Source organism: Jannaschia faecimaris, assembly GCF_900107415.1.
GTDB classification, from domain to species: Bacteria; Pseudomonadota; Alphaproteobacteria; order Rhodobacterales; family Rhodobacteraceae; genus Jannaschia; species Jannaschia faecimaris.
In genome coordinates this window covers 65,248-88,024 of record NZ_FNPX01000011.1, presented here as the reverse complement: position 1 = coordinate 88,024, position 22,777 = coordinate 65,248, and the positions used below count along the sequence as shown (strand labels likewise).

Annotated in this window: 21 protein-coding genes and 1 tRNA gene; 15 read left to right on the top strand and 7 right to left on the bottom strand. The window is 60.8% G+C overall.

The genetic code is table 11. The features are described 5' to 3' along the window. Positions 1–347 precede the first annotated feature (347 nt). The 3 genes from BLV27_RS12520 to BLV27_RS12505 all read left to right on the top strand — a co-directional run bounded on the left by BLV27_RS12520 (position 348) and on the right by BLV27_RS12505 (position 2,822). Entirely contained in the window at positions 348–1,091 is a 744-nt protein-coding gene (locus tag BLV27_RS12520) for an alpha/beta hydrolase (protein ID WP_092646472.1), read from the top strand. Between the two features lie 467 nt (positions 1,092–1,558). Further along, entirely contained in the window at positions 1,559–1,768 is a 210-nt protein-coding gene (locus BLV27_RS12510) for a hypothetical protein (protein WP_092646468.1), read from the top strand. Between the two features lie 298 nt (positions 1,769–2,066). Then, positions 2,067–2,822 carry an SDR family NAD(P)-dependent oxidoreductase gene (locus tag BLV27_RS12505; RefSeq protein ID WP_092646466.1) on the top strand — a complete coding sequence of 252 codons (756 nt, stop codon included), beginning with the start codon at positions 2,067–2,069 and terminating at the stop codon, positions 2,820–2,822. A gap of 140 nt (positions 2,823–2,962) precedes the next feature. Here BLV27_RS12505 and BLV27_RS12500 read toward each other — a convergent pair whose 3' ends face one another. Beyond that, positions 2,963–3,409, bottom strand: coding sequence for a hypothetical protein (locus tag BLV27_RS12500; protein WP_092646464.1), 447 nt, complete (start codon positions 3,407–3,409; stop codon positions 2,963–2,965). A 122-nt stretch (positions 3,410–3,531) separates the two neighbouring features. Between BLV27_RS12500 and BLV27_RS12495 the strand changes: the two genes are divergently transcribed. Further along, on the top strand, positions 3,532–3,957 hold the full coding sequence (locus tag BLV27_RS12495; RefSeq protein ID WP_092646461.1) for a SufE family protein: 426 nt from the start codon (positions 3,532–3,534) through the stop codon (positions 3,955–3,957). A gap of 250 nt (positions 3,958–4,207) precedes the next feature. Here the strand turns inward: BLV27_RS12495 and BLV27_RS12490 are convergent, their stop codons facing one another. Then, positions 4,208–5,110, bottom strand: a complete 903-nt coding sequence (locus BLV27_RS12490; protein WP_092646459.1) for a LysR family transcriptional regulator — start codon at positions 5,108–5,110, stop codon at positions 4,208–4,210. 128 nt (positions 5,111–5,238) lie between these two features. Here BLV27_RS12490 and BLV27_RS12485 point away from each other — a divergent pair, with 128 nt between their 5' ends. Beyond that, complete coding sequence (locus tag BLV27_RS12485; protein ID WP_092646457.1) at positions 5,239–8,643, top strand: indolepyruvate ferredoxin oxidoreductase family protein; 3,405 nt, start codon at positions 5,239–5,241, stop codon at positions 8,641–8,643. A gap of 10 nt (positions 8,644–8,653) precedes the next feature. On the opposite strand, the gene BLV27_RS12480 is transcribed toward BLV27_RS12485, so the two are convergent. After that, entirely contained in the window at positions 8,654–8,869 is a 216-nt protein-coding gene (locus tag BLV27_RS12480) for a sulfurtransferase TusA family protein (RefSeq protein ID WP_092646455.1), read from the bottom strand. A 70-nt stretch (positions 8,870–8,939) separates the two neighbouring features. Here BLV27_RS12480 and BLV27_RS12475 point away from each other — a divergent pair, with 70 nt between their 5' ends. Next, positions 8,940–10,172, top strand: a complete 1,233-nt coding sequence (locus tag BLV27_RS12475; RefSeq protein WP_092646537.1) for a hypothetical protein — start codon at positions 8,940–8,942, stop codon at positions 10,170–10,172. Next, on the top strand, positions 10,169–11,515 hold the full coding sequence (locus BLV27_RS12470) for a cytochrome P450 (RefSeq protein ID WP_092646453.1): 1,347 nt from the start codon (positions 10,169–10,171) through the stop codon (positions 11,513–11,515). The genes BLV27_RS12475 and BLV27_RS12470 overlap by 4 nt, the downstream gene beginning before the upstream one ends. 52 nt (positions 11,516–11,567) lie before the next feature. Here BLV27_RS12470 and gpt read toward each other — a convergent pair whose 3' ends face one another. From gpt to fabI, 3 genes are all read right to left on the bottom strand, one after another. Further along, a complete protein-coding gene (gene gpt, locus BLV27_RS12465) occupies positions 11,568–12,074 on the bottom strand; it encodes a xanthine phosphoribosyltransferase (protein WP_092646451.1) in 507 nt (168 codons plus the stop codon). Between the two features lie 69 nt (positions 12,075–12,143). Further along, positions 12,144–12,758, bottom strand: a complete 615-nt coding sequence (locus tag BLV27_RS12460) for a LysE family translocator (RefSeq protein ID WP_092646449.1) — start codon at positions 12,756–12,758, stop codon at positions 12,144–12,146. Positions 12,759–12,843: 85 nt separating this feature from the next. Then, positions 12,844–13,659: an enoyl-ACP reductase FabI gene (gene fabI / locus BLV27_RS12455; protein WP_170831442.1), complete on the bottom strand. Its 816-nt coding sequence runs from the start codon at positions 13,657–13,659 to the stop codon at positions 12,844–12,846. An 82-nt stretch (positions 13,660–13,741) separates the two neighbouring features. Between fabI and pdxH the strand changes: the two genes are divergently transcribed. The 6 genes from pdxH (at position 13,742) to BLV27_RS12425 (ending at position 20,648) form a co-directional block, all read left to right on the top strand. Beyond that, positions 13,742–14,371: a pyridoxamine 5'-phosphate oxidase gene (gene pdxH, locus BLV27_RS12450; protein WP_092646445.1), complete on the top strand. Its 630-nt coding sequence runs from the start codon at positions 13,742–13,744 to the stop codon at positions 14,369–14,371. Positions 14,372–14,555: 184 nt separating this feature from the next. Next, positions 14,556–15,149, top strand: coding sequence for a cold-shock protein (locus tag BLV27_RS12445; protein ID WP_425283659.1), 594 nt, complete (start codon positions 14,556–14,558; stop codon positions 15,147–15,149). Further along, positions 15,128–15,634 (top strand): DUF192 domain-containing protein, encoded by a 507-nt coding sequence (locus BLV27_RS12440; RefSeq protein ID WP_244504649.1) that lies wholly within the window; start codon positions 15,128–15,130, stop codon positions 15,632–15,634. Before BLV27_RS12445 ends, BLV27_RS12440 begins: the two co-directional genes overlap by 22 nt. Before the next feature lie 42 nt (positions 15,635–15,676). Then, positions 15,677–15,753: transfer RNA gene (locus BLV27_RS12435), tRNA-Pro, on the top strand. 597 nt (positions 15,754–16,350) lie between these two features. Next, positions 16,351–20,034 (top strand): vitamin B12-dependent ribonucleotide reductase, encoded by a 3,684-nt coding sequence (locus BLV27_RS12430; RefSeq protein ID WP_092646439.1) that lies wholly within the window; start codon positions 16,351–16,353, stop codon positions 20,032–20,034. A 194-nt stretch (positions 20,035–20,228) separates the two neighbouring features. Next, on the top strand, positions 20,229–20,648 hold the full coding sequence (locus BLV27_RS12425) for a cupin domain-containing protein (RefSeq protein WP_092646437.1): 420 nt from the start codon (positions 20,229–20,231) through the stop codon (positions 20,646–20,648). A 90-nt stretch (positions 20,649–20,738) separates the two neighbouring features. Here BLV27_RS12425 and BLV27_RS12420 read toward each other — a convergent pair whose 3' ends face one another. After that, positions 20,739–21,143, bottom strand: a complete 405-nt coding sequence (locus BLV27_RS12420) for a hypothetical protein (protein WP_092646434.1) — start codon at positions 21,141–21,143, stop codon at positions 20,739–20,741. Between the two features lie 328 nt (positions 21,144–21,471). On the opposite strand from BLV27_RS12420, the gene BLV27_RS12415 reads away from it, so the two are divergent. Together BLV27_RS12415 and BLV27_RS12410 are read left to right on the top strand one after the other, a co-directional pair. Then, positions 21,472–22,419, top strand: a complete 948-nt coding sequence (locus BLV27_RS12415; protein ID WP_092646432.1) for a DnaJ C-terminal domain-containing protein — start codon at positions 21,472–21,474, stop codon at positions 22,417–22,419. Beyond that, positions 22,416–22,745 carry a chaperone modulator CbpM gene (locus tag BLV27_RS12410; RefSeq protein ID WP_092646430.1) on the top strand — a complete coding sequence of 110 codons (330 nt, stop codon included), beginning with the start codon at positions 22,416–22,418 and terminating at the stop codon, positions 22,743–22,745. Before BLV27_RS12415 ends, BLV27_RS12410 begins: the two co-directional genes overlap by 4 nt. Positions 22,746–22,777 lie beyond the last annotated feature (32 nt).

Below are 22,777 nucleotides of genomic sequence, written 5' to 3'. Positions count from 1 at the left end.
GGCAGTGGTCCAGCCATTTATGCCAATATATTCGGTGCCGGTGCGGCGTGCAGAAAGCGATGTCCAAAAGGTCGTCGATCACCAGTGACAGCGGCACGGCACCCGCCAAGGCACCAAGTTCTTGGCACTGCGAAATGCGCAACGACCGCCTAATGCTTGGTTCCATACTCCGTAAATACCGCAAGATATCGGCGGTTTGCGTCGATGAGATGGTACGAGCCGCATCGCTCGGATCCACGATTGGATGTCGCGCGAATTAGAGATTGCATATCACCGTACGCGATTTCGGGCACCTAATTGCGCAGCGTCGCCGTCACCGCTAGGGCTTGGGCAAAGTGGGGGACACGATGCAGACAATTGCGCGCGCCGGGAACAAGCTGGCCTATCGTTTCACGCCGGGTATCGGGCCGGGCCTCGTTTTTCTCGGCGGGTTCAAATCCGACATGCAGGGCACCAAGGCTGTGGCGCTGGAAGACTGGGCGAAGCGCAAGGGGCGCGCGTTCCTGCGACTGGACTATTCCGGCCATGGAGAGTCGGGCGGGGCCTTTGCCGACGGCTGCATCGGGGACTGGTATCAGGATGCCCTCGCCGTGATCGAAGCGGTGACCGAGGGGCCGCAAGTCCTTGTCGGGTCATCCATGGGCGGCTGGATCGCGTTGCTGATCGCCAAGGAGAGGCCCGAGCGCGTCGCGGGTCTTGTCACTATCGCCGCCGCGCCCGACTTCACCGAGGACGGTTTCTGGCGGGATTTCAACGACGCACAGCGCGCCGAGGTGATGGAGCAGGGGCAGACGCTTTTGCCGTCCGACTATGGCGAGCCCTATGTCATCACCAAGCGCCTGATCGAGGAAGGACGGGCGCGCCTGGTTCTTCGTGACCCGCTGCCGCTGCCTTTCCCGGTGCGCATGGTGCAGGGCACGGATGACGCTTCGGTCACGACGACGACGGCTCTGCGCCTGCTCAGCCACGTGACCTGCGACGACATTCGTCTGACGCTCGTGCGGGGAAGCGATCACCGTTTCTCGGAAAAGGACGACTTGGAGTTGATCCGACGCAGCGTCGTAGACGTCCTCAAACGCCTGCCGGATTGATTTCGCGATCTCACTTCGGCTGTCCGTCTCGCGTCGTGCTCGCGGCGGAACCCTCAGAAGGACAGACAATGGATTTGGACGGAATTGATCTCGGGCCTCTGGCTCCACATGAGTTGGAAAAACGCGGCCAAACGAAGGATGGTCTTTCGTTCTGGGTAAGGGACTGGGGAGGAAGCCGAGGGAATCTTCGCAGTTCGACCCTGACGGAGCGTTCGGACGTTTCCATGCATCTGTTTCGTGGTGACCGCCAAGGCCGGCTCGGGGATATGTATCTTCTGATCTTCGAAGGGTTGCGGACCGGCATTAATAGTCATCGATCTCCGAGGACGGAGGCACCGGGACCGGATATCCTGTCATTGGGGGATATAAGTACGGGTAAGCACGTCTTCACGGTGACCGCCATCGGGGCACCGGTCTTTTTTTGCTATCGCTCGTGAACTAATCCGGGCGACAGCAAGAACGGCTACATGACCGGCCTGACGTGGCAGGACTATTTGGACGGGAAACGGACCAAGTTCGTATCGAAGGCGCAGCAGGAGCGCGCGCTGGAGGTGCTTCCCGACCTCTTCCTCGCCATCAATGGCTCCCTCGGCAAGGGAGGGGAAACACTGGCCATGCGGTATTCCGACGAACTGCAAGATGAAATATCTTCAGGGAAGTTGATCTCTGATGCATGATTTCGACTGGGCGGCCGTTCTGGACCGGGAAGATCCCACTTTACTTGCGATGGCGGAGGGTTTTTGCAGACTTCCTCTCATCGGCGGCACATCTTCATGAGTACGTCAGATTTCGGGATGCTTCGCACGGTAAAACTCGGCAACGTCTTGGTCTATCGCCCTGCGATCGCATCAATCTGCACCGGCGTTCGGATAATGGATCGATGCATGTCATCGTGCCCATTCATCGAAAGCGGCTTGAATGATCGCGGTCACGTGTGTTGGCATCGCCGCTCAATTCTGAGTGCCGGAGAATGGAATGCCCTTACCCAAGACCCCCAGCTTTCGCCTCGACGGGCGGCGGGCGTTTGTTCCCGGCGGCTCTCGGGGCATAGGTCTGGCCTGCGCGGCGGCTTTGGCGGAAGCGGGCGCTCATGTCGTAATCGCTGCTCGTGGTCGGGCAGGTCTGGATGATGCCGTGCGGCAATTGACCGACGCCGGATACTCCGCCGAAGGGCACGTGTTGGACGTGGTCAACCTGGACGCGACGCGCGGATTTCTTGATGTGCAGGCTCCGTTCGACATCCTTTGCAACTCGGCGGGTATGGCGCGCCACAGCCCTGCGCAGGACACCACCCCTGATGATTTCGACGCCGTTACCGATTTAAACCTGCGGGCCGCGTATTTCCTGGCCCAGCGTGTGGCGCTGCGGATGGACGGAGGTGGATCGATCATCCAGATCAGCAGCCAGATGGGCTATGTCGGCGGTGTGGACAGGGCCGTCTACTGCGCGACGAAGCATGGGGTCGAGGGAATGACCAAGGCCATGGCGATCGATTGGGGCCCTCGGAACATCCGGGTAAATACCGTCTGCCCGACCTTTGTGCGAACGCCGCTGTCCGCCAAGACGCTGGACGACCCGGTCCGGCGCGCCTGGATCGAGGACAAGGTGAAATTGCCCCGGCTGGCCGAAGTGGAGGACATCATGGGCGCGGTCCTGTTCCTGGCCTCGGATGCGTCGGCCATGGTGACCGGCTCCTCGCTGTTGGTCGATGGCGGTTGGACGGCGGGCTAGGGTGGCGGGGATGTTGGTATGCAGGTTTGGCGATGACCGGGCGCGATATCAGAGCGTCGGAGTCTAAATAGGTCACCGGGGCCCGTACAGAAAGCGCCGTTCTGTAAAGAACGGCGCTCAAGCCCCTGTTTCAGAACGCCTTACTGGCGGCTGACGGAACGGCGGTTGGAAAGCCCCTGAACCGCGATCGTTCGCACGCCGGTCAGGTCCTGCGTCGTGAAAAACGCCCCGGCCAGCACTTCGCGCGAAGGTTGTGTGCCAACCGGTTCTGGCGTCAGTGGCGGAAGGATGTTGAAGTCCAGAACGAGGACCGCAGGATCGTCGGATGCAATGCGTACAAGCTCCGCCTCCCAAAAGCCTTGGGTTGGCGGCAGGCCTACAGCCGAGATGATGACCCCTCCGGGCGTCGGCTCGGCCTTGAGGGATACAACTTCCTGAACGACGGGACGGCTGGGTTCGGCGCGCGCTTGGTCGATCCGCTCCTCGCGGTCGGAGCCAAACCAATTCATCGGGTTCAGACGAGATTGCCCGATCCCGCACCCGGCCAGCGCCGTGACTGCCAGAACCGCTGTGATGCGTGCGAACATTTTGGTGGGTCCCCCGGGAATTAACTTCGATACTGGGCTAGCCCATTGCCGCGGCTTTGGGAAGCGGGGGCTGGACCTTGCTGGGCGCTGCGCCTACCTCAACCCCGACGAAAGAGGTGTAGATGGCACAGGAACGCTTTGAAGATCTGGTCGAGACGTTCGAATTTCTGGACGATTGGGAAGACCGCTATCGCCATGTGATCGAGTTGGGAAAAGCCTTTCCGCCGCTTGACGACGCGCTGAAAGTCGACGCGACCAAGGTGGACGGCTGTGCCAGTCAGGTCTGGCTGCACCCAAGGCTGGAGGGGCAGGGAGCCTCGGCGACGTTTGATTTCGCAGGTGAATCAGATGCGATGATAGTTCGCGGACTGATAGCGATCCTGCATGAGTTGTACGCCGGTTTATCGGTGGGCGAGGTCACCAAGGTCGATGCCAAGGCGGAATTGGCGCGGCTTGGCTTGAACGATCATCTGTCTTCGCAACGATCCAACGGGCTGCGCGCCATGGTCGAACGTATCCGGAAAACCGCGGCTGCCGAGGCGGGGTGAGCCGTTTCCGGCATTGACGACAGGCCGGTTTGACTGACTGACGTTGGGGTTTCCGAAACGCAGTGGTCCAAAAAAAAGGCCGAGCTCAAAGCTCGGCCGAAGTCCAACAGGGAGATGAAGGGGCATAAACGCCAGCCTTCGAGTGAGTAATTATTGCGCAGGCCGCCTTCAGACAAGGCGTAAAGTGAACGGACCGCTGCAATCCCGTCATGCACTGGACGCATGACTGAGAGTGCCGACACGGAGGGATTTACTTGGAGTCGCCTTTGCGGGCCTTGCGGTAGGCGACCACCTCCTCCACGACGAAGTCGCGAAATGCCTCAATCCTTTTGGAGCCGCGCAATTCCTCGGGGAAGGCAAGGAAAACTGGAACTTCGTTCGATTCCACGGACGGCAGAACACGGACAAGTTGCGGGAAATCCTGGCTAAGGTAGTCGGGTAACACTCCAATTCCCAAGTTGCTAAGGACGCCTTGCAAGACGCCGAAGTAATTGTTCACCTTAAGCGTCCGACCGATGTCGTAGGTCATCAATTCCCGTACCAACGTCGCCCCCGCGCTGACCTGCGTGACGTCCAGCGACTGGCACAGCAGACGGTGTTGAGACAGATCGTGCAATGACTTCGGCGTGCCGTTCGCCTCCAGGTACTCGGGGCAGGCAAACAACTGCATCCGGATGTCCATCAGGCGCTTGCGCACCAGGTCCGCCTGGCTTGGCTCCTTCATGCGGATTGCGACGTCAGCTTCGCGCATGGGCAGGTCCAGCACCCGTTCCTCAAGCATCAGATCAAGGCTGAGGTCGGGATATTTCGCATAGAGTTTCGACAGGCGCGGAGCCAGCCAGATCGAACCGAAGCCGATCGTCGTGGTGACGCGCAGGTTGCCGAAAACCTCCTCCTCGGAATCGCGGATGCGCGCGCTGGCGGTGTCGAGCCGCTTGGTCATTGCCTGCGTCGCGTCGAACAGAAGTTCCCCCTGTTCCGTCAGGATCAGGCCGCGAGCGTGGCGGTGGAACAAGGTCGTGCTCAGACTTTCTTCGAGCGCACGGATCTGACGGCTGACCGCCGACTGCGACAGGTGCAGAACGTCACCCGCATGCGTCAACGAGCCCGCATCCGCAACTGCGTGGAAAATCCGTAACTTGTCCCAATCCATGAATCACCCGCGTCAATAAATCCGCTCCCCGATTCATCCTATAAGGTAGGGTGGTGCGGAAGTGTGAAGAAGATTTCGCTTTATAGGTCAGCCTATATGACCTATAATGATCCAAAGGGAGAATTTTCATGCGCCACGATGTATCTCTGTCCGACCGGTTCGACCTCGACAAGACGGAAGTGCTTTTAAATGGCACGCAGGCGTTGGTGCGCCTGATGCTGCTGCAGAAGGAACGGGATCGTCGGGCCGGGTTGAATACCGCGGGGTATTGCACCGGCTATCGCGGCTCACCGCTGGGTGCCGTCGACCTTAACATGCAAAAAGCGTCGAAGATTCTGAAAGCTAACGACATCACGTTTCAGCCTGGTCTGAATGAAGATCTTGCTGCCACGGCGATGTGGGGCAGCCAGCAGGCGGAATTGCGCGGTGAGGGGACGCACGATGGCGTCTTCGGCCTGTGGTACGGCAAGGGGCCGGGCATTGACCGATCGGGCGATGCGATGCGCCACGCAAACATGGCCGGCACGTCGAAGAACGGCGGCGTATTGATGGCGATGGGCGACGATCACACGGGGGAGTCGTCGACAACCTGCCACCAGACCGACTGGGCGCTGGTCGATGTGCACATGCCCGTGTTGGCCCCGGCGGGGGTGCAGGAAATTCTGGACTATGGCCTCTATGGCTGGGCGCTGTCGCGATATGCGGGTGTGTGGGTCGGCCTGAAGACGATGAAGGACACTGTTGAGGTGACGTCCGTCGTCGATGGGCACCCCGACCGGATGTCGTTCATCACGCCCGAATTCGACATGCCGGAGGGTGGCCTGAACATCCGCCTGAATGACCATTGGATTCCGCAGGAGGACCGCCTTCTCGGCTATAAACGCTGGGCGGCCGAGGCGTTCAGCCATGCCAACCGGATGGACAAGCGGATGCACGGCAAGGCGGGGGCCAAGATCGGCTTCGTGGCGGCGGGCAAGAACTGGCTGGACCTCGTGCACGCGATGAGCCTGCTGGGTCTGGACGACGCGGAATGCGAACGGCTGGGCATCTCGACCTACAAGGTCGGTCAGACCTGGCCGATGGACATGAAGGGGCTGCATGACTGGGCCGAGGGTCTCGATCTGATTGTCTGCGTTGAAGAAAAGCGCAAGCTGATCGAGGTGCAGGTCAAGGAAGCCATCTTCGACGACCGCCACGGCCGCCGCGTCTATGGCTATCGCAAAGGGTCCAACGGGCCGATCCTTTTCCCGCAGGCTTATGCGCTCGACCCGACGGATATCGCGGAGAAGTTAGGCGAAATCCTGAAGGAGGAAGGGCGCGGAACCGACCGGATCGACGCGGGCCTGAGCCGCATCGCCGAGGTCAAACGCGCCGACAACGCTCCCGATATCACCAAGCGGACCCCCTGGTTCTGTTCGGGCTGTCCGCATAACACGTCGACCAAGGTGCCCGAAGGGTCGCGTGCGGGCGCGGGTATCGGCTGTCATGTCATGGCACTCTGGATGGATCGCTCCACCGAGGGCTACACCCACATGGGGGCCGAAGGCGTCAATTGGGTTGGTGAAAGCCAGTTCTCCAAGCGCAAGCACGTTTTCCAGAACCTGGGCGAGGGCACGTATAATCATTCGGGCATTCTCGCCATCCGCGCGGCTTTGGCGGCGAAGACCAACATCACCTACAAAATCCTCTACAATGATGCGGTCGCGATGACCGGTGGTCAGCACAACGAGGGCGATCTTGCCCCCGACCGGATCGCGCGCGAACTTCAGGCGATGGGCGTCAAGGAAATTGCCGTTGTCTATGACGCCAAGGAAGACGTGCGGAAATCGCGCTTTCCGTCGGGCCTGTCGTGGCACGAGCGCGACGAGATGGAGAGCGTTCAAAAGCACATGCGCGAGGTTGAAGGCGTCAGCGCCATCATCTTCGTCCAGACCTGCGCTGCCGAAAAGCGCCGCCGGCGCAAGCGCGGCCTTTTCCCCGATCCCGACAAGCGCATCTTCATCAATACCGACGTCTGCGAGGGATGTGGCGATTGTGGGGTCCAGTCGAACTGCGTCTCGTTGGTGCCGGTCGAGACGGAATTCGGTACCAAACGCGCCATCGACCAGTCGTCTTGCAACAAGGATTACAGCTGCATCAAAGGCTTCTGTCCTAGCTTCGTGTCGATCGAAGGTGCAAGGCTCAAGAAGAACGCCACGCAGGACGTCGACGTGGGAACGCTTCCTGAACCAACCCTTCCCACGATTGATGGCACTTGGAACACAGTCATCACCGGCGTTGGCGGGACAGGCGTTATGACCATCGGCGCGGTCATGGCGATGGCCGCGTATCTTGACGGCAAGGGTGCGGGCCTGATGGAAATGGCGGGCTTGGCACAGAAGGGCGGTGCCGTGGCGCTGCATTGCCGACTGGCCAACAAGCCGTCCGACATCAATGCCATCCGCGTCGCTCTGGGTGAGGCGGACGCGTTGATCGGCGGCGACCTCGTTGTGTCGGCGGATACCAAGACCTTGGCGCTGACTTCACCGGGTCGCACCGGTGCGGTCGTAAATGGGCATGAGATTGTGACGGGCGAATTCACCCTGAATGCCGATTTCAAACTGCCGGTCGACCGTCTTTCCCTGTCGCTGGAGGCGCGGTTGCGCGATCGGCTGACAAAGTTCGACGCGTCGCAGCTGGCCGAGAAACTGCTCGGTGATACAATTTTTTCAAATACGATGATCCTCGGGGCCGCGTGGCAAAAGGGTCTGGTGCCGCTGTCGCACGACGCCATCATCAAGGCGATCGAACTGAACGGGGCGGCTGTCGAGAGGAACCAGCGTGCCTTCGAGTTGGGTCGCTGGGCCGTCATCCACCAGGACAAGGCGGCGGCGATTCTGGCCGATACCGTTACGCAGCTACCCAAGACGCTGGAGCAGCGCGTTCAGACACGGGTTGATCACCTGACGGCGTACCAGTCTGCGCGCTATGCCAAGCGCTATACGCGCCAGATCGATGCGATCAAGGACATCGCTGTGAAGGAAGCCGTGGCCAAGGGCTATCACAAGCTATTGACTTACAAGGACGAGTACGAGGTCGCGCGCCTGCTCCAATCGACGAAGGAGAAGGCCGCTGCGGCGTTCGACGGTGACTTGAAGCTAACGTACTTACTGGCACCGCCGATGCTGTCGCAGGAGGGCCCCGACGGGCGACCGAAAAAGCGTGCCTTCGGTGCGTGGATCGAGCGTTTCTATCCGCTGTTGGCCACGGGTAAACGCCTGCGCGGCACACCGTTCGACCCCTTTGGTCGCACGTCGGAGCGGCGCATGGAGCGAGCACTGATCAAGCAGTATGAGACCGACCTGCAGGAGGTCCTGCCGACACTTTCCGACGGCACGCGCGACGCCATCATTGCACTGGCCGAATTGCCCCTGACGATCCGCGGCTTTGGTCCGGTGAAGGAAGCCAACGAACGGCGCGCAGCCAAACGGCGTGAAGAACTGCTGGCATCAATCCGGGCAGGCGGACCGCTGGTGGAGCACGCGGCGGAATAGCCGTTACGCGTCAGGCTTTGCGGATCGTGAATGCCGATCCGTCGACCCCAAGAAACTTATGCCCCGCTTCCGCGCAGAAGTGGGGCACATCCACATGCGCTGCCGGGTCGTCGGCCAACAATCGGACTGTCGCGCCCGAGGGCAGCGTCTGCATCCGTTTCTTCACGCGCAGTACGGGTAGTGGGCACAGCAGGCCGAGCGCGTCGACTTCGAGATCGATATCCATGTCTTGTCCTTAATCCCGCCCGATGCTTCTGTCATCCTCAGACGAACATAGGAAAGCCGTGAGCGCCAAGATGACACAGGACGTATGCCGCCGCCGCGTGCTCTATATCCCTGGGTTCGATCCGTTTCACGCTCGGCGTTACCGCGAATTGTACCGAAAGCAGGCCGCGCGACAGTCCGAAATATCGGGGTTCCAGATTTCCCAGGTCAAGGGCGATGGCCCGTATTCCTGGAGGGTGACCGCTGAGATTGAAAATGCTAGGGTCGAGACCGAGATCGAGGTGTTGGTCTGGTCCGACATCGTGTCCTCGTCCATGGCCGCGTCGATCCCCTCAACCTATGCGCAGCTTGTCCGCACGGCATGGACATATATCGGGTCCGGTGCGTTGTTTCGCCTGATGCGCCTGCGCCAAGGCCCGGTTATCGCCGCGCTCTATCCAATTGTTTTCCTTATCTTGCAGCTTGTGGTGGCTGTCATCGCTGGATGGGTATTGGGCCAGTCCGTCAAATTGCTTGTCCGCAGCATCTGGCCATCCGTCGGGGTGACGGCGGTGGGTTTGGGGTTGGTGTGCTCCATTGCTGTGATCTGGGCGGTGCTGGTTTGGTTTAAACGCAAGGACTCCAAGGTCTTCGCGTACTATCTGATGCACGACTACGCCTTCTCGGCCCGGTGGAAGGGCGCAAACCCGCCCGAGCTGGAGGCGCGCATGGTGACATTCGCCAAAAAGGTCGCAAAGGCCTTGGCGTCGGACGCTGACGAGGTGCTGGTCGTTGGGCATTCGTCGGGCGCGCATCTGGCGATTTCGGTTCTGGCCGACATGATCCGTGACGAGCGTATTCCGCCTGGAAAATGCAGTTTCCTGAGTCTGGGACATGTCGTTCCAATGCTCAGCTTCCTGCCTAAAGCCAATAGGTTGCGATCCGACCTTCATCTGATGGGGGGGCAAGATCTGATCCCTTGGGTTGATGTGACTGCTCCGGGTGATGGGTGCGCCTTCGCGCTGTGCGATCCGGTGTCCGTGTCCGGGGTCGCCCCCGAGTTTCAGACAGGACCGTTGATCCTGTCGGCGGCCTTCAGCCAGACATTGAAGCCGAGAGCCTGGGCCAAGCTGAAGCGGCGCTATTTCCGCCTTCACTTCCAATATCTTTGTGCCTTCGACAATCTGTCGGGCAAGCCAGGCGACTACGATTATTTCCGCGTGACCGCCGGGCCAAAGCGTCTTGCCGCGCGGTTCGCGGATCGCAGGCCGAGCCCGTCGGCAAAGCGGCGCGCGGTCAACCGGTTTACGGACATGGCATCGTGATCCCGCCGAAACCCATGTCGCGCGATGGGCGTGTGGGGCTGCTGGGCTATGCCCGACGGTTCCGGACGGACATCCTGAGCGCGCAGCCGGCGCGTTTGTATGGCGCGTGGATGGCCGAGTTCCGTACGCCGTTCTTCAGAAGCTACATGATGAACGATCCGGATCTTATTGAGCTGGTTCTGAAATCGCGTCCGGAGGATTTTCCGAAATCCAACCGCATCCGAGAAGGTCTTGCCCCGCTTTTGGGGCGGTCGGTGTTCGTGACGAATGGTGCGGAATGGAGACGGCAGCGGCGGATCATTGATCCCGCCTTCGCGGGTGGGCGGTTGCGCGAGGCGTTTCCCGGTATGCGCGACGCTGCCGCCGCGATGATTGCACGGGTGCGGGACGGAGAACAGGAGGTGGAAGAATTGGCGAGTTATGCCGCCGCCGATGTGATCTTTCGCACGCTGTTTTCTGTACCGATCGAGGACAGCCTGGCAGCGGAGGTTTTCCAAAAGTTCCGGAATTATCAACGAACGCAGCCCCTTTTGAATATTGCCGCGCTGATCCCCTTACCGCATTGGTTGCCGCGATTCCACAAGCGCCGGACGTTGGGGGCGGCACGGTCAATTCGGGCGGCCATCACCGCCTTGGTCGAGCGGCGCGCAGGCGAAATCGCGGCGGGAACGGCCCCGGGTGACCTTGCAACCAAGATCATGACCTTCCCCGACCCCGAAACAGGGCAGCGTTTCAGCCCGGAGGAAATGGTCGACCAGGTCGCGATCTTTTTCCTAGCGGGACACGAGACCAGCGCTTCGGCGATGGCTTGGGCGCTTTACCTGCTAGCAACGCATCCGGACGCGCAGGATCGGGTGGCGGTAGAGGCTGTGAGAGATTGGGAAACCATCATGTTTTCAGATCTTTCAAAGATGCCGTTTACACGCGATGTGTTCCGCGAGACGCTGCGCCTCTACCCTCCGGTGCCGATGATGGTGCGCGAGACGACCCGGGCGGAAGTGTTTCGCAAACGCGATGCGCCGAAAGGCGCGCAAATCGTGCTCAGCCCTTGGCACCTGCACCGTCACACCCGGATGTGGAATGATCCCGACGGCTTTGACCCTGATCGTTGGGGCACTGAGGCCACCAAGGAGTCGGCAAGAAAGGCCTACATTCCGTTCAGCGCGGGGCCGCGTGTGTGCACCGGGGCGGGCTTCGCGATGGCCGAGGGTGTGCTGCTGTTGGGGTGCCTTGTCGGGGCGTTCCGTATTGATCCTGTGGGTGCCCCACCGGTTCCGGTCGCACATCTGACGGTGCGATCGAAGGACGGGATTCGGCTGAGGCTGACGCGTCGCGTTGTTTGAGCATCCGTAAGAGCCGGGTGCCATGCTCGCAGAGCGGACCCGGAGGGCCGGATTATTCTTTGCCGCGATAGGGTTCGACGTATTGTAGGGCCATGTCCCAAGGAAAGAAGATCCAAGTGTCCTGACTGACGCCGGTGATGAAGGTATCGACCATCGGCTCCCCCTTCGGCTTGGCATAGACGGTCGCGAAATGGGCATTGGGGTATAGGCTGCGCACGACTTCCAGCGTCTTGCCCGAGTCGACCAGATCGTCGAGCACCAGAATACCGGTCCCGTCGCCAACCATCTCGGGGTCGGGTTTGGACAGGACCTGCGCATCGCCCTGCGCCTGATGGTCGTAGGACTTGATCGAGATCGTATCCACCAGGCGGATGCCCAGTTCCCGTGCGACGATCATCGCGGGGGCCATGCCGCCACGGGTGATCGCGACGATAGCCTTCCATGCGCCGCCTTCGCCCGGCCCCCGACTATCCAGCCGCCAGGCAAGCGCGCGGCTATCACGATGAATCTGGTCCCAGCTGATGTGAAAACCCTTTTCGTGGGGCAATTGGTTGGACATGGGGCAGATCTCCGGCGGTGTTTTGCAGCAGGCTAGACCACGGGCCGCAGTCAATGGTCAAGAACTTGCCTACCCCCAGAGCAGCAGGCGCAGGCCAAGAAGTGCCAGGATTATGGCCATGGTACGCATGATCCGAGGCTTGAGCGCAATGTAGCGGGCGCGGACGTTCGGCCGGTTCAGAAGGTAGGCGAGGGTCGAATAAACGATCGCCTCCAGCAGGATGTGGTTGACAGTCAGAATGCCCATCTCGATCGCGTTCAGGCCGGGCGGAAAAATGACCAGCAGAACTCCGACAGCAAAGATGATGCTTTTGGGGTTGGCAAGGTTCAGGGCGACGCCCTGCAGAAACGCCCGGCCGGAGGAGCCTTGGGGGGTGTCGGGTACGGGGGCCGCGGCTGACAGCCAAGTGCCTACCGCGAAAAAAAGCACCAATATCGCGCCACCGATTTTCATCACCGTATAGGCCTGAGGGACCGCATCAAAAAGCGCGTCCAGCCCCAGCAAGGCCGCCAGGGTCCACAGACCGGCAACGATTGCCAACCCTAGCCCCGTCATGACACCGGCACGAACGCCATCTTGCAGGCTGGATCGTGTGCAGATGAGGAACGCCGGACCGGGGGCTGCCACAGCGAAGAAGAGCGCGACGTTGAAGGCGACCAGCTGTCCGATCGTAAGGGTCGTCATCGGTCAGGGCCCGCGCTTGAGGTCCTGTATGCGTTGCGCCTGGCGCGTCCAATGGGCGCGATGGCCCATTGGCCGATTGCCCGGATCACTCGCCCTTCCTTTCCAGTGTCATATCGGGGGCATCCACATTTTTCATGCCGACCACGTGGTAGCCGGCATCCACGTGGTGAATCGTACCGGTGACTGCCGACGACAGGTCCGACAGCAGGTACATGGCCGAGGCCCCGACCTCGTCGGTTGTCACAGTTCGGCGCAGCGGCGAGTTGTATTCGTTCCATTTGAGGATGTAGCGGAAGTCGCCGATGCCCGATGCGGCCAGCGTCTTGATGGTGCCGGCGGAGATGGCGTTCACCCGGATACCGTCGCGACCGAGGTCTTCTGCCAGATATTGGACCGAGGACTCCAGCGCCGCTTTGGCCAAACCCATGACGTTGTAATGCGGCATTACCTTTTCGGCACCGTAATACGTCAGGGTAAGGGCCGATCCGCCGTTGGTCATCATCTTCTCGGCGCGCTGCATCACGGCGGTAAAGCTGTAGACTGAAATATTCATGGTCATCAGGAAGTTGTCGAGCGACGTATCAATGTAGCGCCCGCGCAATTCGCTTTTGTCCGAGAAGCCGATGGCGTGAACCACGAAATCCAGCGTGTCCCAATGGGTGGCAAGTTCGGCGAACATCGCATCGATCGAGGCCCCTTCGCCTACATCGCAAGGGATCACAATATCGCTGCCGGTCTGCGCCGCCAGCGGAACAACACGCTTTTTCAGCGCCTCGCCCTGAAAGCTGTAGGCCAATTCCGCGCCCTGTTCGGCGCAGGCCTTGGCGATGCCCCATGCGATCGATTTATCATTGGCGAGACCCATGATGAGTCCGCGCTTCCCTGCCATCAGCTGTGTCATGATGCCCCTCCGACTTGCCTTGCATCAGGCTTTAGGCGAAAGGCGTTTGTGCAGCAAGGTTAGCAGGTAAGGGGACGGTTCCATGGGCAGCGAGCGGGACGGCATATTCGCAGGCAACGATCCGGTGGCGATTTCTGCCCGTTGGCTGGAGGAAGCGACGGCGTCCGAGCCGGAAGACCCGAACGCGATCGCCATCGCCACCGTTGACGAAGGCGGGCTGCCCAATGTGCGGATGGTCCTTCTCAAGGAGATCGAGGTCGGGGCAGGGTCCGGGGACGGGGCTTTCGTCTTCTACACCAATTTCGAGGGCACCAAGGGTCAGGAGCTGGCGGCGAACCCCAAGGCCGCTTTCGTGATGCATTGGAAGAGCCTCCGACGGCAGGTGCGCGTGCGCGGTCTGGTCGAGCGTGTGTCGGACGAACAGGCTGACGCTTACTACAATTCGCGGTCGCTACAGTCGCGGCTGGGAGCTTGGGCGTCTGACCAGTCGCGGCCTCTGGAAAGCCGCTCGGCGTTGATGGCCAAGGTCGCCAGGGTAACGGCAACGAAGGGCCCTATGCCCGCGCGCCCCCCGCATTGGGGCGGCTTCCGGATTCGACCAGTCGAGATCGAGCTTTGGGCCGACGGCGCATTCCGCTTGCACGACCGATTCAGGTTCACTCGACCGGACTGTGCGGCCGAAAACTGGGACGTGGCGCGTCTAAATCCCTGACAAATTGAAATTTCAGGTACTTTCGTGTTGGCCCCCGCTCTGAATTCGCTGAGACGATATCGTGAAGAATTTCAAGTATTTTTCAAAAATGTTAATCTTTTGTTAATTATTATGGACTTCAAGTAAACTTGACTAATCCGTTGGCGGGGGATGTACCTAGCGGAGTACAACCACTAGCAACGATTTGCGGTACAACCATTTCCGCCAGCGTATTGTCTTAACTGGTAGAGAAGTTAAATTTATGGCGGACGGTGTGAATTCAGCGGAGAACTCAACGGAGAACAATGAGCAGATCGTTGGACTCGTGAAATGGTTTGATGCTGCTCGTGGATTTGGATTTGTTGTCTGTGATGGGCTGGATCGTGACATTCTGTTGCACGCGAATGTCTTGCGAAGCTTTGGGCAGAGTTCGGTTCTGGATGGAAGCCGGGTTTCGCTTACCTATCAGGTGAGCGAGCGTGGCTTCCAGGCGGTCGAAGTTCTGGAAATCGAACCTCCCGAGACTAAGTCCCACGAATCTGCGCCTGAATACATGCAGGATGCTCCGGCCGATGCGCCGTACCTGCCCGCACGGGTGAAATGGTTTGACCGGAGCAAGGGCTTCGGCTTCGTGAATGTGTTCGGCAGCTCCGAAGACATCTTCGTGCACGTCGAAGTTCTGCGTCGCTTCGGACTTGCGGATCTGCTGGCCGGTGAAGCACTTTGCGTGCGCGTCATCGATGGCGCGCGCGGCAAATTGGCGGTCGAGGTGCGCAGATGGGAATTTTTCTTGGACTGAGACGGATCGTCGCCGTCAGCCTGTTCATGCTGGCGGCGCCTTTCGCGACAGGCGTTGCCGCGAAGACGGCTGATGCGGGCTGCGCGCCGGGCATTGTCGATATTCGGGGTGACTTCGGCTCGATCCGTTTTCGCGTGGAACTTGCGTTAACCCCGCAGGAGCAGGCACGGGGCCTCATGTATCGCGAAACGATGCCGCGTGGGGCGGGGATGCTGTTCGTCTATCCAAGGGAAGCCAACGTCGCATTCTGGATGCGTAACACGCTGATCCCATTGGATATGATATTCGTTGATGCCAGCGGTGTGATCGTCCGCGTACACGACAACGCCGTTCCGCTGGACGAAACACCGATCCCGGCTGGAGCGCCGACCCTCGCCGTGCTGGAAATCAACGGCGGTATGGCGGGGAAAATCGGCATCGACGCTGGCGACGAGCTGCGCAGCGCGGCGCTGCCGCAAGAGAAAGCGCTCTGGGCCTGCGACTAAGGCTTTTCCCCGGATCAATCCACTGTTATGGGCCACACAGGTCGGGGCGTGGCGCAGCCTGGTAGCGCACCTGTTTTGGGTACAGGGGGTCGGAAGTTCGAATCTTCTCGCCCCGACCAGTTCTTCCAGAATTTCTGGCACCTTCCGCTCAGGCGTGGCTCGGTCGCGAATGCTGGCCGGGCGATTCTATCATATGGTGGCGTTGCGCGATCGCATCACCATATCTGGTATAACAGCGACATCGCGTTCGGATCATGGGATACGCGGCGGGCGAAGAACCTGTGGACAAATATGTATGAATGCCAGCGTGTCCTTCGCGCCACGGTCGTTTTCCCTGCCTGTGTTTTGGGCAGAGCGACCCGCATCATATTGTAAAAAAGGGTCCGACCGGAGGTGATCTGGTGACGCCGAATCTGACCGCCGGCCGCTGTTGCACCGTCAAGAACATTCTTTGAATTTTATCACCGTTATCCACATTGACCGACGCTTCAAACCGCATGTAGTGGTAGCGGGCGGCGTAAGTCACACCACATCTAGTGGCAGCGCGGTGAGGTTCGGGCAGCAGCCTTCGCAAGACATTCCCACGCTCCTTCGGGTTGCGTGCACAGGGAGCCTTTGCGGAACAGACAGTATTACCGCCTCACATTGATGAAGATGAAGAACAATCGGGGCGCAATGCTCCGGCGGACACTGACTTAGGGAATGGGGACAGGATCATGCGGTTAGAGCGCAAATTCACCGAGGCTGGCCAGGATGCCTATGCGGCATTGAACTTCACGACGACGACGTCGGAAATCCGCAACCCGGACGGAACGACAGTGTTCAAGCTGGAAGCGGTGGAAATCCCGGAAGGGTGGAGCCAGGTCGCGTCGGATGTGATTGCGCAGAAGTACTTCCGCAAGGCCGGCGTTCCCGCCGTGCTCAAGCGCGTAAAGGAAAAAGACGTCCCTGAATTCCTGTGGCGCTCCGTCCCCGATGAGGATGCGTTGACCAAGCTGCCCGAAGACGCGCGCTTTGGCGGCGAGACGTCGTCAAAACAGGTTTTTGATCGTCTGGCAGGGGCTTGGGCTTACTGGGGCTGGAAAGGTGGCTATTTCACCACCGAGGAAGATGCTCGCACCTATTTCGACGAAATGCGCGTGATGCTGGCCCGCCAGATGGCCGCGCCGAACTCGCCCCAGTGGTTCAACACCGGTCTGCACTGGGCCTATGGCATTGATGGCCCGGCGCAGGGGCACCACTACGTCGACCCCAAGACCGGCAAGCTGGTCCGCTCCAAATCATCCTATGAGCATCCGCAGCCCCATGCCTGTTTCATCCAGTCCGTCGCCGACGATCTGGTCAATGATGGCGGGATCATGGACCTGTGGGTCCGCGAGGCGCGCCTGTTCAAGTACGGATCAGGCACGGGCACCAACTTCAGCCACCTGCGTGGCGAGGGCGAAGCCCTGTCGGGTGGTGGCAAGTCGTCGGGGCTGATGGGCTTTCTCAAGATCGGTGACCGCGCCGCGGGTGCCATCAAGTCGGGCGGCACCACGCGCCGCGCGGCCAAGATGGTCATCGTCGACATGGATCACCCGGACATCGAAGCCTTCATCGACTGGAAGGTCATCGAGGAGCAGAAGGTCGCGGCCATCGTCGCGGGCAGCAAGGCGCACCAGAACCAGCTGACCAAGGTGATGGAAGCGGTGCGTGCCTGGGACGGCTCCCTGGCCGATGCGACCGATCCGTCGGTCAACGAGACACTGAAGGACGTGATCCGTGCCGCCAAGAAGCACATGATCCCCGAGGCCTATATCCTGCGGGTGCTGCAATACGCCAAGCAGGGGTATGACAGCATCGAATTCCCCGTCTACGACACCGACTGGGACTCGGAGGCCTACAACTCCGTGTCGGGCCAGAACTCCAACAACTCGGTCCGCGTCACTAACGCCTTCCTGCACGCCGTCGAGAAGGATGCCGACTGGGAGTTGACGAACCGCCGCGATGGCAAGGTCGCCAAGACCGTCAAGGCGCGCGATTTGTGGGACAAGGTGGGACACGCGGCGTGGGCCTGTGCTGACCCCGGCATCCAGTTTCACGACACCGTCAACGACTGGCACACCTGCCCGGAAGACGGCGCGATCCGGGGCTCCAACCCTTGTTCGGAGTACATGTTCCTGGATGACACGGCCTGTAACCTGGCGTCGATGAACCTGCTGAAGTTCCTGAACGCGGACGGCAGCTTCGACCATGCCGGCTACATCCATGCGGCAAGGTTCTGGACGATCACGTTGGAAATTTCGGTCGCCATGGCGCAGTTCCCGTCCAAGGAAATTGCGCAGCGCTCCTATGACTTCCGGACGCTGGGTCTGGGCTATGCCAACATTGGCGGCCTGCTGATGAATATGGGCCTGGGATACGACAGCCGCGAGGGGCGCGCCCTGTGCGGTGCGCTGACGGCGGTGATGACCGGCGTAGCCTATGCGACCTCGGCCGAAATGGCCGGCGAGCTTGGTCCGTTCCCCGGCTACAAGAAGAACGCCAACCACATGCAGCGCGTGATGCGCAACCATCGTCAGGCCGCCTTGGGCAAGACGGACGGCTATGAGAAGCTGGCGGTGAAGCCCGTCGCGCTCGACATCGATGGCTGCCCGGATAAAACGCTGACCGATCTGTCGGCCTCCATCTGGAATGAAGTGGTGGAGCTGGGCGAGAAGAACGGCTTCCGCAACGCCCAGTCCACCGTCATCGCGCCCACGGGCACGATCGGTCTGGTCATGGATTGCGACACGACCGGCATCGAACCGGACTTCGCGCTTGTGAAGTTCAAGAAGCTGGCCGGGGGTGGTTACTTCAAGATCATCAACCAGTCGGTGCCTGCCGCCCTGCGCAAGCTGGGGTATGGCGAAGCACAGATCGGCGAGATCATCAGCTATGCCGTGGGCCACGGCAGCCTTGGCAACGCGCCGGGGATCAACCACACGTCGCTGATTGGTCACGGCTTTGGTCAGGATGAGCTTAAGAAGATCGAGGCGGCGTTGCCGTCGGCCTTCGACATCCGCTTCGTGTTCAACCAGTGGACCTTGGGCGAGGAGTTCTGCACTCAGACGCTGGGTATCCCTGCGGCCCGGCTGAACGACCCAACCTTCGATCTGCTGCGTCACCTGGGCTATACCAAGGCGGAGATCGAGGCGGCAAACGACCACGTCTGCGGCACCATGACACTGGAAGGGGCCCCTGCACTCAAGGATGAGCATCTGACGGTGTTCGATTGCGCAAACCCTTGCGGTAAGAAGGGCAAGCGCTTCCTGTCGGTGGATAGCCACATCCACATGATGGCGGCGGCGCAGTCGTTCATCTCTGGCGCGATCTCCAAGACGATCAACATGCCGAACTCGGCCACGATCGAGGACTGCAAGGCGTCGTACGAGCTTTCTTGGTCGCTGGGCGTGAAGGCCAACGCGCTGTATCGTGACGGCTCCAAGCTGTCGCAGCCGCTGGCTGCTTCGCTGGTCGAGGACGACGACGAGGCCGCCGAGGTGTTGGAGTCGGGCAACCCGCACGCCAAGGCACAGGTTCTGGCCGAGAAGGTGATCGAGAAGGTCATCGTCAAGGAGTACCTGAAGGCCGCACGCGAGAAGCTGCCCGAGCGTCGCAAGGGGTATACCCAGAAGGCCAACGTCGGCGGGCACAAGGTCTACCTGCGCACCGGCGAATATGCCGATGGCAACCTGGGCGAGATCTTCATCGACATGCACAAGGAAGGGGCCGGGTTCCGGGCGATGATGAACAACTTCGCCATCGCGGTCTCGGTTGGCCTGCAATACGGCGTGCCGCTGGAGGAGTTTGTGGACGCCTTCACCTTCACCAAGTTCGAGCCTGCGGGCATGGTGCAGGGCAACGACAGCATCAAGAATGCGACGTCGGTGCTGGATTACATCTTCCGTGAGCTGGCGGTGAGCTATCTTGACCGGGAGGATCTGGCCCACGTGAAGCCGCAGGGCACCACCTTCGACTCCATCGGCGAAGCGGAAGCCCCCGCCGGCGACGACGGCAATGTCACCCCGGTCGGTCAGTCGGCTGCGTCCAAGTCACTGGAAGTGATCAAGTCGGTCACCTCCTCGGGCTATCTGCGCAAACGCCTGCCCGAGGATCTCGTCGCTCTGCGAGGCGGCATGGACCAGGTGGCGGCGGAACTGGCCTCGACCGGGACGGCCGTTTTGACGACGACCAAGATCCGGGCAACCGACACGGCAACCGCGACGATCACCGCGGCCCCGGCCGTGGACCTGCGCGTCAAGGCAAAGATGCAGGGATATGAGGGCGAGGCCTGTGGCGAATGCGGCAACTACACGCTGGTGCGCAATGGCACCTGCATGAAGTGCAACACCTGCGGCGGGACGTCGGGATGTAGCTGAAGGCTGACGGCAGGTCGGGGTAACCGACCCGAACCGGGACGGCGCGCGGGGGCAACCTTGCGCGCCGTTTCCCGTTCGTGCCGCGGCGAGGCACGATTTACCGATACTGACTCGGATCAATGCGTCCCCGGCCCGAGTGGTTCAGACATGCCGCGTATGGCCGCATAGGGCGGCGTAGTTGGCGGAGATGCGACGTGATTGGATATTTTGGAAACATCGAGGAATTGACCGAAGAAAACAGCGACTTCCGGCGCGTCCTTTATTCCGGAACGAAGCTGCAACTGGTTCTGATGTCGATCGAGCCGGGCGGCGAGATTGGCGGCGAGACCCATGAAGGTACAGACCAGTTCTTCCGGGTCGAGGACGGAAAGGGACGGGCCGTGATTGATGGCGTCACCCACAAGATTGGCGCGGGCGACGGCTTCGTGGTGCCGGCGGGGGCACATCACAACGTGATCTGCACAGGGCACGAACCGCTGAAGCTCTACACGATCTATGGTCCGCCGCACCATCGCGATCATCTGGTGCAGAAGACGAAAGCGGAGGCGGATGCCTCGGGTGAGACGTTCGAGGGAGAGGCCACCGAGCAGGCGACGGATGTGATCCGGGTCTAGAGTCTTTTCGCGCGGAGCAGGGCATTGCCGCCCACCGATTGCGCCCCGCCCCGATCGTGGGCGGGGATTCCAGTCATTGGCAGTAACTGGTCAGACCGGCACGTTGTTGAACAGGTCTTCTTCGAGGTCGAGTACCCTGTGCCTGCGGTCACCTTGCGAGGAGTCTTCGCAGTGACGATGTTGCGGTGCACGGCCTGCATCCTCGCGGATAGGGGGCATTTTTCCGCTTTCCTTGCGGCTGGGTGATCTTTCTTCGATATCAATCGTATCCATGGCAGCCTCGTTTTCTGTTGGAGTGGTCGTCGAACCTTGGGCCGCACCGTCGGAACGGCAAGGCAAGCCCGATGACGTCACGGTCGGACGCGCAGTGAAGAAATGAAAATGGCAGGCGATTGCGCGTAAACCGACACAAACCGGGCCGAGACGTTTGTCGTAACGCCAAGCCTTACTGTGATCATTGCGCCCGCCGGGCGGCATGGCAATGGTCCTGATCATGGTGGGCGCCTTCCCGCTTGATACGCCTGTCGCATCGGACCCGACCTGCGGTTCTGTTTGTGCGACCCAGCCCTGATACCCCGTTTCGCCAGAGCGCCCTCAACATTTCAGTCCGTTGATACTTGACCGGGGCAGGGGCCAACGGATGCGCGCCGGCTTGCCGATAATGGTCGGGGTCTGGCCGCTAACCTGATCGCATCAGCCGTTGTCACACCATTGACATGCATCAACGACGTAACCTCTGTTGGCGTGGCATCTGGCGGTGGACAGGGCATGGTACGCGTCTTTTTCGCCGCCAGGTGCGTCCGGTCAAAGAGGGGGAGACGGGATGCTCAACGATCCCTACGAAGCGCTCGGTCTGACCAAGACGGCCACGGCAAAACAGATCAAGAGTGCGTATCGAAAGCTCGTGCGTACAAGCCATCCGGATCTGCACCCCGATGACGCCGGGGCCGAGGCGCGGTTCAAGGCCATCTCATCCGCCTATGAAATCCTAAAAGACCCCGAAACGCGGGCGCGTTTCGACGCTGGGGAAATCGACGGGCTTGGGGCCGAAAAGCCGCAACGCCAGTATTACCGCGATTTCGCCGATGCGCCCGACAATGCTTACAGACAGGGGCAGGGTGCCGGTCCCGATTTCGACCCCGCTGACATTTTTGCCGACATCCTGCGCAACCGCGGGCGCATGGGGGGCGGTGGCGATTTCGGCGGGCGCGGCTTTTCCGCTGCCGGGCCGGATGCGCGGTATTCCCTTGAGGTGCCGTTCATGGACGCCGCGCGGGGCGGTGAAACCCGGATCACTCTGCCGGATGGTCAGAGCCTCGCCGTCAAGATCCCGCGCGGTACCGAGGACGGCCAGACCCTGCGATTACGCGGCAAGGGCAGGCCGGGATTTGGGGGCGGGGCACCCGGCGACGCGCTGATCACTGTTATGGTACGGCCCCATCCAGTGTTTCGCCGGGAGGGCGATGACATCCTGCTGACGCTTCCAATTACGGTCGACGAGGCGGTCTTGGGTGGCAAGGTGACCGCACCCACCATTGACGGACCAGTCGGCCTGACCATTCCGGCCGGGGCAAGTTCGGGCCGGGTTCTGCGGCTGCGCGGCCGGGGGATCACGCGCGCAGGGCGAACGAAGAAGGGCGATCAGCGGGTCGAACTCAGGATCGTGGTGCCGTCCGACCCGGATAAGAAGTTGCGCGACTTCCTGTCGGAGTGGCGCAAGACACAAAAAGGCGACCCGCGCGCCGCCCTGCTCAGGGAGGCCGGAAGATGACGGAGCATTTCTCGGAAGACGAAGTTGTCACGACTGTCACAAGACTGACCCGGAGCCAGTTGGTCAGCTTCATCAAGGGCGGCTTCGTCAAGCCGCAACAGGAGGAAGACCGATATGTTTTTCGCCGAATCGACATCGCGCGGTTAGAGCTTTTGTGCGACCTTTCGCATGATCTTGAACTTGATGAGACGGTGCTTGGGGTCGTGATTTCCTTACTTGATCAATTACATGAGGCGCGGCAGGACTTGTCGATGATGACCCGTGCGATTGATATTCTGCCAGCCGAAGTGCGGGCGGACATCGAGGCCGCGCTCAAGCGGTCCTGAAGATGCCCCACAGGTCCGGTGGAGCCGGTGCC